This window comes from Micromonospora matsumotoense, from assembly GCF_900091525.1.
GTDB lineage: Bacteria > Actinomycetota > Actinomycetes > Mycobacteriales > Micromonosporaceae > Micromonospora > Micromonospora matsumotoensis.
Map to the genome: position 1 here is coordinate 217957 of NZ_FMCU01000003.1, position 10931 is coordinate 228887.

The following is a 10931-nucleotide window of genomic DNA, read 5'->3' on the forward strand; positions in this document are numbered from 1 at the left end:
GGCTCAGTACAGGGTCACCGCGTGACGTGGGCGTTGACGAAGGAGGGGTAGCCGAAGACGCTGGAGATGAAGACCCCGCCGGCCTTGGACCCGTGCACCGTGTAGGCCACGTCCACGAAGAGCGGCACCACCGGGGCGTACTCCTTCATGATCCGCTGGTCGAGCTTGCCCCACTCGGGCCCCTGGTCGGCCGGGGGCATGGCCTGGATCCGGTCGATCTCGGCGCTGACCGCCGGGTCGTTGAAGTACGCCTGGTTGCTGTTGCCCTCGGCCTTGATGGTGCGGCCGTCGTAGAGCACCGGCAGGATCGACGCGCCGCTGGGCCAGTCGGCGGCCCAGTTGCCGATGTAGAGGTCCCACGGGTTGTTCTTCTTCTTGATCTCGTCGAGCTTCGCGTCGTCCGGGATGTTCCGCAGAGTGATCTTGAAGCCGGCGCGCTCCAGGTTGCCCTTGAGCTGGGTGCCCATCTGCTGCTCGGTGGTGTTGTCGGCGACACCGAGGACCAGCTCCGGGGTCTTCCCGCCGAGCAGTTCCTTGGCCTTGTCGATGTCGCCGTTGGCGCCGGCCGGATAGGCGTCGTACGCCTGGTAGCCGATGGTGGACGGCGGCATCAGGGTGGTCATCGGCTGGGCGACGGTCTGCCCGCCGAGCGCCTTGACCAGGCCGTCCCGGTCGATGGCGTAGTTGAGCGCCCGCCGGATCGCGAGGTCGGTGACCCGCTGGTTGTTGATCACCAACTGGTTGGCGCTCGGCGTCGGGGACAGGATGCTCCGTGCCTTGAGCGCCTGGTCCTGGGCGACCCGGGCGACCAGCGAGGCGGGCACGTAGTTCCAGGCCAGCGCGCTCTGGTCGGCGCCGTTGTCGGCGATCATCCGGTTGACGGCCGCGTCGGCGGTCGGCCCGAAGGTCCAGACGAACTGGTCCGGGTACTGGTGGCGGACCGGGTCGGTGGCGGCGTCCCAGTGCGGGTTGCGGTCCAGGGTGAGCTGCACGCCGGCCTGGTTCTTGGCGATCTTGTACGGCCCGGAGGAGAACGGCCGCTGGTCCAGGTTGACCCCGGTGTCCTGGTCCGGCCGCAGCGGCGCGGTCGTCGGCAGCGAGACCGCGAACGGCAGGTCACAGCGGGGCTTGGCGAACTCGAACCGCAGCGTCTTGGCGTCCGGTGCGGTCAGCCCCGGCGGCAGCGACGTCTTGTTCTTCGCGAAGTCCCACTTCGTGTCGTACTGCGGGCTGTCGGCCAGCCACTCCTGGAGATAGGTCGGCCCGCCGGTCAGGGCGGGGTCGAAGGAGCGGGCGATGCCGTACGCGATCTCCTTCGCGGTGATCGGGCTGCCGTCCTCGAACTTCACCCCGTCCTTGATGGTGAACTCCCAGACCCGGCAGTCGCTGTTCACGTTGTTGCCGGGGGTCTGCGCCAGGTCGCCGACCAGGACCAGACCACCCTTGCCGTCGTCCTTCCAGGTGGTCAGGTAGCGGGCGAAGAGCGGGTTGGCCATCAGACCGGCGAAGGAGTACGTCCGCTGCGGGTCCAGGTGCGAGATGGGCGTCTCCCGGATGACGGTGAAGGTGCCGCCCTTCGCCGCCCCGGCCACCTCGGCGGCGGGGCCCTGCGAGTCCTTCGGGTCGGTGGCGATCACCCCGCTCTGCTGCCGTTCGGTGTCCACGGTGGTGCCCTCGCCGGTGTTCTCCGAGCAGGCCCCCAACGCCACCACCAGGGCGATCGCGCCGCCTACGGCGGCTGCTGCGCGTGGTCGCATCCCTACCTCCTCCACCCCGTCACCGTCGGGCGGTGAACGCCGACGTCGCGAGGATCGTCAAGAAGAAAAACTTCGGACTGTGTAACAGATATCGACAACTCTTGTCGCCCGACGGGCCGGCGTCCGCGGCACCGGACCGACCGGCAGACCGGCGGCTCAGCGCAGCCGTACCCGGGGGTCGATCGCCGCGTACAGCAGGTCCACCAGCACGTTCGCCAGCACCACGAAGACCGCCGCGATCAACACGGTCGCCATGATGGTGGGCAGGTCGCCGGAGCGGACCGCGTCGACCGCCGTCCGCCCCATGCCGTTGAGGCCGAAGGTCGTCTCGGTGATCACCGTGCCGCCCAGCGCGCCGCCGACGTCCAGCCCGGCGATGGTCACCACCGGCGTGATCGCCGCGCGCAGCGCGTGCCGGCCGTACACCGTGGGTGGGGAGAGGCCCTTGGCCCGTGCGGTCCGGACGAAGTCCTCCGACAGCGTCTCCAGCATCTGTGCCCGGGACAGCCGGGCATAGATCGCCGAGAACAGGAACGCCAGCGCCAGCCAGGCCAGCACCAGGCCACTGGCCCAGCGCAACGGGTCGTCCCGCAGCGGCGTGTAGCTCGGCACCGGCAGCCAGCGCAGCGTGTAGACGAAGACCAGCAGCAGCACCGCCCCCACGAAGTAGAGCTGCAACGACGCCCCGGCCAGCGAGAAGCCGATCGCCGCCCGGTCCAGCCAGGTGCCCCGGCGCAGCGCCGAGACCACGCCCAGGCCGACCCCGAGCAGCAACCAGAGCACCGCCGCCGGGACGACGATGCTCAACGTCACCGGCAGCACCCGGGCGATGGTGTCCGAGACCGCCTCGTTGGACACGTACGACCAGCCCAGGCAGGGTGCGTCGCACCGGCCGCCCTGGGCGCTGCCGAGATCCCGGCCGGTGACGATGCCCTTCATGTAGCCGGCGTACTGGCTGATCAGCGGGTCGCGCAGGCCCAACTCCTGGCGGACCCGTTCCAACCGTTCCGGGTCGCAGTTCTTGGGGCACATGCCGGTGACCGGGTCCCGGGGCAGGGCGAAGAACATCAGGAAGCTGAGCACGCTGACCGCGAAGAGCGTCAACGTCGCCGAGAAGAGCCGCTTGACCAGGAACCGCGCCACCGCCGCACCCTCCTACCGGGACGACTTCGGGTCGAGCGCGTCGCGCAACGCGTCACCGAAGAGGTTGAAGGCGAACACGAGCGCAAAGATCGTGATGCCGGGGAAGAAGACGTACGCCGGGTCGGTCTGGAGGTAGTCCAGGCTGCGGTAGATCATCCGGCCGAAGCTGGGGGTGGCGTCGGTCAGCCCGACCCCGATGAACGACAACGCCGCCTCACTGGTGATGTACGCCGGCACGGCCAGCGAGAAGGACACCAGGATCGGCGCCCAGAGGTTCGGCAGCAGTTGCCGGAACAGCATGTGTCCCAGCCCCGCGCCGCTGGCCCGCGCCGCGTCCACGAACTCCCGTTCGCGCAGCGCGATCACCTGGCCCCGGACCAGCCGGGCGGTGCTCGTCCAGCCGAACAGCGCGAAGATCGCGATCAGCACCCCGATCTGGAACCCGGCCGGCACCTCGTCCCGCTGGCCGTAGAAGCGCAGCGCGAGGGTCGGGATCAACGCCAGCGCGATGATCAGGAACGGCATGGCCAGGGTCAGGTCGGTGACCCAGTTGACCACCGCGTCCAGCCAGCCGCCCAGGTAGCCGGCGACGGTGCCCAGCACGACCCCGATCGCCGCCGTGATCACCGCCGCCGCCACGGCGATGAACAGCGAGGTACGCAGCCCGTGCACCAGCCGGATGAAGATGTCCCGGCCCAGCCCCGGCTCCAGCCCGAACCAGTGCTCCCCGGTCACCCCGCCGGCATACCCGAGCGGCATCCCGAAACCGTCCAGCCGGGACTGGAACTGCTCCCGGGGGCCGATCCCGTACGCCCACTCGATCAGCGGGACGGCGAGCGCCACCAGCACGAAGAAGACCAACATGCCGCCGCTGACCAGGCCGGTACGGTCGCGCCGCAGCCGGGCCCGGGCGAGCTGGCCGGGCGAGCGCCCGACGAACCGCCCCGCCGTCCCGGGCCGGTCACCACCCGTCCGGGTCTCGGCCTCGGCCTCCGCCTCGGCCAGCGTCGCCGGATCGACCGGGGACACACTCACCTCGCCACCTCCCCGGCGTTCCCGTCCACCCGATCCGCGCCGTCGCCCGGAGGCGCCGCGTCCGCCACGCCCACCACCGCAGCACCGCCCGGTCCGACCGCGTCCGCGCGGGACAGGGTCAGCGGTCCGGTCTCCGGGAAGTGGCAGGCGGTGGCCTGCCGGCCGCCGTCGTGGACCACCAGCGCCGGTTCCTCGCGGGCGCAGACCTCCCGTGCCTTCGGACACCGGGTCCGGAACCGGCAACCCGACGGCGGGTCCAGCGGCGTCGGCACCTCCCCGGTCAGCCTGATCCGCCCGGCCGGGCCGAGCGTGCCGACGTCCGGGATCGCCGACAGCAGCGCCCGGGTGTACGGGTGCCGGGGGGACCGGTAGATGTCGTCCCGGTCGCCGATCTCCACGATCCGACCGAGGTACATCACCGCCACCCGCTGGCAGAAGTGCCGCACCACGGCCAGGTCGTGGGCGATGAACACGAACGCCAGGCCGAGGTCGCGTTGCAGGTCCCGCAGCAGGTTCACCACCTGCGCCTGGATCGAGACGTCGAGGGCGGAGACCGGCTCGTCGGCGACGATCAGCTTCGGCCGCAGGGCCAGCGCGCGGGCGATCCCGATCCGCTGCCGCTGCCCGCCGGAGAACTCGTGCGGGTAGCGGTTGTAGTGCTCCGGGTTGAGCCCGACCAGCTCCAGCAGCTCCCGTACCCGCTGTTTCACCCCGCCGGGCGGGTCGATCCCGTTGACCTGCAACGGCATCGCCACGATCCGTCCGACGGTGTGCCGGGGGTTCAGCGAGGCGTACGGGTCCTGGAAGATGATCTGGAGGTCCTGCCGCAGCGGGCGCAGCGCACGACGGCGGGCGTGGGTGATGTCCCGCCCGGCGAACTCGATCGTCCCGGCGGTCGGCTCCAGCAGGCGTACCAGCATCCGGCCGGTGGTGGTCTTGCCGCAGCCGGACTCCCCGACCAGCCCCAGCGTCTCGCCGGGCCGCACCTCGAAGTCGAGCCCGTCCACCGCCCGGACCAGCCCGGCGGACCGGAAGCCCGTCCGCACCGGGAAGTGCTTGGTCAACCCCCGCACCCGCAACAACGGCTCCACCACGCTCACGGCATCCGCCTCTCGCTCGGGGACCCGGCCGCCAGGCGGGTGCGCGCGTCGGGGGGCAGGTGGCAGGCGACCAGGTGGCCGTCCGCGCCGGCCGGGCCGAGCTGCGGCACCTGCGTACGGGCGCGGTCGCCGGTGCGGTCGGCGTACCGGCAGCGCGGGTGGAACGCGCAGCCGGACGGCAGATGGATCAGCGAGGGCGGGTTACCCGGGATGGGCACCAGGTCCGCGTCCGCGTCGCCGTGCAGCGACGGCACGCTGGAGAGCAATCCCCAGGTGTACGGGTGCTGCGGCCGGCGGAGCACCTGCGCCACGCTGCCCCGCTCGACCACCCGCCCGGCGTACATGACCAGCACGTCGTCGGCGACCTGGGCGACCACCCCGAGGTCGTGGGTGATCAGCACGATCGCGGTGCGGAACTCGGCCTGGAGGTCGGCGAGCAGGTCGAGGATCTGCGCCTGCACCGTCACGTCCAGGGCGGTGGTCGGCTCGTCCGCGATGACCAGGGCCGGGTCGTTGACCAGCGCCATCGCGATCATCGCCCGCTGCCGCATGCCGCCGGAGAACTCGTGCGGGTACTGGTCGTGACGGCGGGCCGGCTGGGGGATGCCCACCCGGTCCAGCAGCTCCACCGCCCGGGCCCGCGCCGCCCGCCGCCCCACCCGGGGATGGTGCACCCGGTACGCCTCGGCGATCTGCCGCCCCACGGTGTAGTAGGGGTGCAGCGCGGAGAGCGGGTCCTGGAAGATCATCGCCACGTCCCGGCCGCGCAGCCGGCGTACCTGCTTCTCGGGGAGGCCGACGAGTTGCCGGCCGCCGAGGGTGATCGTGCCGCTGACGGTGCTGCGCCGGGGGTCGTGCAGGCCGAGCACGGCCAGCGAGGTGACGCTCTTGCCGGAGCCCGACTCACCGACGATGCCCAGCGTCCGGCCGCGCCGCACGGTGAACGACACCCCGTCCACCGCGCGCACCACGCCGTCGGCGGTGGCGAACCGCACCCGCAGGTCGTCCACCCGCAGGTACGGCTCGTCGTCGACGCGCTGCCCCGGCACGGCCGGGCCTACGGCCGGCGGGCCGGACGGCGCTGCTTGCGGACTGTCCACGACCGCCTCCCTCGGGTTGTAGGGAACCTACAACAAAGAGCCGAGGCTGAAAATAAGCTACGGACCGTGAGCTGACAGCGGACCACAGCGTAACGACCCGATGACCCCGCCGCGCGCCCCCGGCCGCCCGGCCCGAACCGGCGCGACCGTCGTCGCGGCTCCGCGTCGTCATGCGGTGTCGTCATCCGCCTGCCGCACCCGGGGTGCGACCATGACCATGGTGCCCGGTGGAGGATGCCCGGCGACACGAGGTGGAGGTGACCGACCATGACCGCAGCGGTGTTCGGCCACGACGGACCGTGGACCGAAGAGGATTACCTCTCCCTCGACGAGACGTCCCAACGCGTCGAACTCTTCGACGGGAGCCTCCACATGACCCCAGCCCCCACCCCCCGCCACCAGAACATCTCGGGCGAGCTCCGGGCCGTGCTACGGCAGCCGGCCCGCAGTGCGCACCTGCGGGTCCTGGAGGCGGTCAACGTCCGCCTCCAGCCGGGCCGGATCACCATTCCCGATCTCGTCGTCACCGGCGAGATCGACTTCGACGAGGTCTACATCGAGGCGCACGACGTCCGCCTGGTGTGCGAGATCATCTCGCCCGGCAACGCGGCGACCGACAAGGTCCTCAAGATGCACTACTACGCCGCCGCCGGGATCGAGTGGTACCTACTGATCGAGCAGCAGAACGGCAACCTGCACCTCTACCGGCGGCACGGTCGACACTACCTGGAGCAGGCGGTCGCCAAGGTCGGGGAGACGCTCGACCTCACCGCGCCGGTCCGGGTGCGCATTCGCCCCGAGGAGTTGCTGCCCTGACGGATGTCGGTGGGCTGGCCTAGGGTCGGTCCATGACCGAGTTCGACGCCGCGGCCGCCGCCGTGCAGGCCGCCCTCGACGCGGGCGCCCGGTATGCCGACGCCCGGGTGATGCACCTGCGCTCCGAGTCGATGTCCGCCCGCAACGGCGAGATCGAGGAGCTGGCCCAGGACGAGAGCCTCGGCCTGGGCGTCCGCGCGCTGGTCGGGTCGGGCTGGGGCTTCCACGCCGTACCCGACCTGTCCGACGCGGCGGCGCGCGAAGCCGGCCGGCGGGCGGCGGCCGTCGCCGCCGCGAGCGCCCGGGTTCCCGGCCCACCGATCACGCTGACCCCGGCCGAGCCGGTGGTCGCGAGCTGGGCCTCCGACTGCGCGATCGACCCGCTCGGTGTGGCGCTGTCCGACAAGGGCGACCTGCTGGTCCGGGCCACCGAGACGGCCCGTGGGCACGGGGCCGACCTGGCCCAGGGGCTCTACCAGATCTGGGACACCCGCAAGTGGTTCGTCTCCAGCGAGGGGCACCGCATCGACCAGCACATCCGGGAGTGCGGCGGCGGGATCTCGGCCACCTCGATCGGCGAGCACGAGACCCAGCGCCGCTCCTGGCCGAGCTACCGGGGCCAGTACGGCACCACCGGGTGGGAGCTGGTCGAGTCGTTGGACCTGGCCGGGCACGCCGCCCGGATCGCGGACGAGTCCCGGGCGCTGCTGACCGCGCCCGAGTGCCCGGCCGGCGAGACCGACCTGATCCTCGGCGACGAGCAGCTCGCCCTGCAGATCCACGAGTCGGTCGGGCACGCCATCGAGCTGGACCGCATCCTCGGCTGGGAGGCGGCCTTCGCCGGCACCTCCTGGCTCGACCTGGCCCAGCTCGGGTCGCTGCGCTACGGCTCCGAGCTGATGAACGTCACCATCGACCCGACCATCCCCGGCGCGTTGGGCAGCTTCGGCTTCGACGACGAGGGTTCCCCGGCGGTCAGACGCGACGCGGTACGCGAGGGCCGCTGGGTCGGTGTGCTCGCCGGCCGGGACTCGGCCGCCGTCGCCGGCCTGGACCACGGCGGCAGCGTACGGGCCGACGGGTGGGCCCGGCTGCCCATGGTGCGGATGACCAACGTGGGTCTGGAGCCCGGCCCGCACACCCTCGACGAGATCATCGCGGCCACCGACAACGGGGTGCTGATGGACATCAACCGGTCCTGGTCGATCGACGACCGGCGGCTCAACTTCCAGTTCGGCTGTGAGATCGGCTGGGAGGTGCGCAACGGCCGGCGGGGCCGGATGCTGCGCAACCCCACCTACACCGGCATCGGGCCGCTGTTCTGGCGGTCGATGGACATGCTCTCCTCCGAGATCGTCCCGTGGGGCACCCCGAACTGCGGCAAGGGCCAGCCCGGCCAGATCGGGCACACCGGTCATCCGGCCGCGCCGGCCCGGTTCCGGGGCGTCCGGGTGGGGGTGCGCGCGTGACCGGCCTGCGGGACGCCGGGGCGACCGAGCTGGACGTCGCCGCCCGGGTGGTGGAGCTGGTCCAGGAGATCGCCGGTCCGGCCGCCGAGGCCGAGGTCACCGTCGTCCGGCACGACCTGGCGCTGACCCGGTTCGCCAACTCGTTCATCCACCAGAACGTCGCCGAGTCGGGGGTGACGGTCCGGCTGCGGGTGCACGTCGACGGTCGGACGGCCGCCGGTGGCGGCAGCCTGGTCGGCCCGGACGGGTTGCGCGCCCTGGTCGGCCGGACCCTCGCTGCGGCGCGGCTCTGCCCGCCCGATCCGGCCTGGCCGGGGTTGACCCCGCCGTCGTCCGTGCACTCCAACGGCCTGCTCGACGAGGCCACCGCCTATGCCGAGCCGGCGGCCCGCGCCGACCGGGTCCGCGCTTTCGTCGATGCGGTGGGCGGGCTGGAGGCGGCCGGCTACTGCCGCACCTCGTACCGGTCGGGGGCGTTCGTCAACTCGCGCGGCCAGTCGGCGCAGGGGCGGACCACCGAGGCGGCGATGGACGGCATCGCCCGGGCCGGCGGGGCGGACGGGATGGCCCGGCTCTGCGCCGGCCGGCTCGACGCACTGGACGGCGCGGCCCTGGGCACCAGGGCCGCGGCCAAGGCGCGGGCCGCTGCCGACCCGGTCGAGCTGCCGCCGGGCCGGTACGAGGTGGTCCTCGAACCGGCCGCCGTGGCCGACCTCTTGCAGAACCTCGCCTGGTACGGCTTCAACGGCAAGCGGCACGCCGAACGCCAGTCGTTCGCCCTCCCCGGCACCGCCCAGTTCGACCCGGCGGTGACCCTGGTCGACGACCCGACGTACGGCGGCGCGATGCCGTTCGACCTGGAGGGCACCCCGTGCCGGGCGCTCACCCTCGTCGAGGCGGGCACCACCCGCGCGGTGGCCCACGACCGGCGCAGCGCGGCCGGGGCGGGCACCACGTCGACCGGTCACGGGACGCCCGGCGGGTCCACCTTCGGCCCGATCCCGCGCAACGTGCGCCTGCTCGGCAGCACCGCCGCGGACGACCCGGCGACCGGCCCGGCCCCGACCGACGGCGCGGTCGCGGGGGCGGTGGCGGATGCGGACACCGCCGCGCTGGTCGCCCCGATGGCCCGGGGGCTGCTGGTCAGCGACTTCTGGTACACCCGGGTGCTCGACCCGTTGAGCCTGGTGGTCACCGGGTTGACCCGTAACGGGGTGTGGCTGGTGGAGGACGGCGTGCCGGTGCGTGCGGTGCGTAACCTGCGCTTCACCGAGGCGTACCCCCGGGCGTTGGGGCCGGGCGCGGTGCTCGGCCTCGGCCGGCGGCCGGTCCGCCAGCCGGACCGGACCGACGGCGGCTGGTGGGAGGGGCCGTCGTTGCGGCTGGCCTCGTGGAACTTCACCGGTGGTGCCTCGGGCTGACCGGTTCCCGCCGGGCCACGGGGCGTGGGGTCCGGCAGCTCGGCACCGGTCAGGATTGATCACGGCCCGGGTCTTTCCAAGGTGCGGGACACACGGGACACTGCGTTGCGCGGCCCGGCCGTGATGATCGGCGTAACGTGTGTCACTTAGCTGCGCCGATGTCCCGGCGTGGCCGCCTGCTTGCGCACGACGCGGCAGTGGACACGGTCCGGCCGGTCCACTGACCGGCACGGAACGTGAACCGCCGCCCGCGAGGGCCCGTCCCGTCAGGAAGACGACTCGAATGACATCAACGGCAACGAAGCCGCGGGGTGCGCGGGCGCGCGCCGCCATCGCGGCGAAGACGTTGCGGACCGACCGCTGGTGGTTCGCCCCCCTCATCACCGTCGTCGGGCTCAGCGCCTGGGTGGCGTACGCGACCGTCCGGGTGTTCATGCACAAGTGGTACTGGGTGGACCAGTACCACTACCTGACCCCGTTCTACTCCCCCTGTGTGACCGACCGGTGTGTCGAGGGCTCCTCGCACTTCGGCAGTTTCCTGCCGGGCTGGTGGATCATCCCGGACGCGGCGCTGACCCTGCCGTTCCTGCTGCTGTTCCGGCTCACCTGCTACTACTACCGCAAGGCGTACTACCGGTCGTTCTGGTTGTCGCCGCCGGCCTGCGCGGTGCCGGACGGGCACAAGTCCTACTCCGGGGAGACCCGGTTCCCGCTGCTCGGGCAGAACCTGCACCGCTACTTCTTCTACGCCGCCGCCATCATCTCGCTGATCAACACCTGGGACGCGGTCCTGGCCTTCCACTCCCCACAGGGCTTCGGCTTCGGGCTGGGCAACATCGTCCTGCTGGTCAACGTGGTGATGCTCTGGGCGTACACGATCTCCTGCCACTCCTGCCGGCACATCATCGGCGGCCGGCTCAAGCACTTCTCCGCGCACCCGGTGCGGTACCGGGCCTGGACGTTCGTGTCCAAGCTGAACACCCGGCACATGCAGCTCGCCTGGATCACCCTCGGCACGCTGGCCTTCACCGACTTCTACGTGATGGCCATCGCCGCCGGCTGGTTCAACGACCTGCGGTTCATCAACTAG

Annotated in this window: 9 protein-coding genes; 4 read left to right on the plus strand and 5 right to left on the minus strand. The window is 72.0% G+C overall.

Annotation, left to right across the window (positions count from 1 at the left end; genetic code table 11):
- Positions 1-14: 14 nt before the first annotated feature.
- The 5 genes from GA0070216_RS08000 to GA0070216_RS08020 all read right to left on the minus strand — a co-directional run bounded on the left by GA0070216_RS08000 (position 15) and on the right by GA0070216_RS08020 (position 6084).
- The gene (locus GA0070216_RS08000) at positions 15-1757 is read right to left on the minus strand and encodes an ABC transporter substrate-binding protein (RefSeq protein ID WP_091241533.1); all 1743 of its coding nucleotides are present in this window, start codon (positions 1755-1757) and stop codon (positions 15-17) included.
- Between the two features lie 156 nt (positions 1758-1913).
- Positions 1914-2900, minus strand: coding sequence for an ABC transporter permease (locus tag GA0070216_RS08005; protein WP_091241536.1), 987 nt, complete (start codon positions 2898-2900; stop codon positions 1914-1916).
- 12 nt (positions 2901-2912) lie between these two features.
- Positions 2913-3935, minus strand: a complete 1023-nt coding sequence (locus GA0070216_RS08010) for an ABC transporter permease (protein ID WP_091241539.1) — start codon at positions 3933-3935, stop codon at positions 2913-2915.
- Entirely contained in the window at positions 3932-5029 is a 1098-nt protein-coding gene (locus GA0070216_RS08015; protein ID WP_245722390.1) for an ABC transporter ATP-binding protein, read from the minus strand. The genes GA0070216_RS08010 and GA0070216_RS08015 overlap by 4 nt, the downstream gene beginning before the upstream one ends.
- A gap of 2 nt (positions 5030-5031) precedes the next feature.
- Positions 5032-6084: an ABC transporter ATP-binding protein gene (locus tag GA0070216_RS08020; protein ID WP_245722391.1), complete on the minus strand. Its 1053-nt coding sequence runs from the start codon at positions 6082-6084 to the stop codon at positions 5032-5034.
- A gap of 318 nt (positions 6085-6402) precedes the next feature.
- On the opposite strand from GA0070216_RS08020, the gene GA0070216_RS08025 reads away from it, so the two are divergent.
- The 4 genes from GA0070216_RS08025 to GA0070216_RS08040 all read left to right on the plus strand — a co-directional run bounded on the left by GA0070216_RS08025 (position 6403) and on the right by GA0070216_RS08040 (position 10931).
- Positions 6403-6951 (plus strand): Uma2 family endonuclease, encoded by a 549-nt coding sequence (locus tag GA0070216_RS08025; RefSeq protein ID WP_091241546.1) that lies wholly within the window; start codon positions 6403-6405, stop codon positions 6949-6951.
- Between the two features lie 32 nt (positions 6952-6983).
- Positions 6984-8420, plus strand: coding sequence for a TldD/PmbA family protein (locus GA0070216_RS08030; protein ID WP_091241551.1), 1437 nt, complete (start codon positions 6984-6986; stop codon positions 8418-8420).
- Between the two features lie 5 nt (positions 8421-8425).
- A complete protein-coding gene (locus GA0070216_RS08035) occupies positions 8426-9841 on the plus strand; it encodes a TldD/PmbA family protein (RefSeq protein WP_091242655.1) in 1416 nt (471 codons plus the stop codon).
- A 283-nt stretch (positions 9842-10124) separates the two neighbouring features.
- A complete protein-coding gene (locus GA0070216_RS08040) occupies positions 10125-10931 on the plus strand; it encodes a hypothetical protein (protein WP_091241554.1) in 807 nt (268 codons plus the stop codon).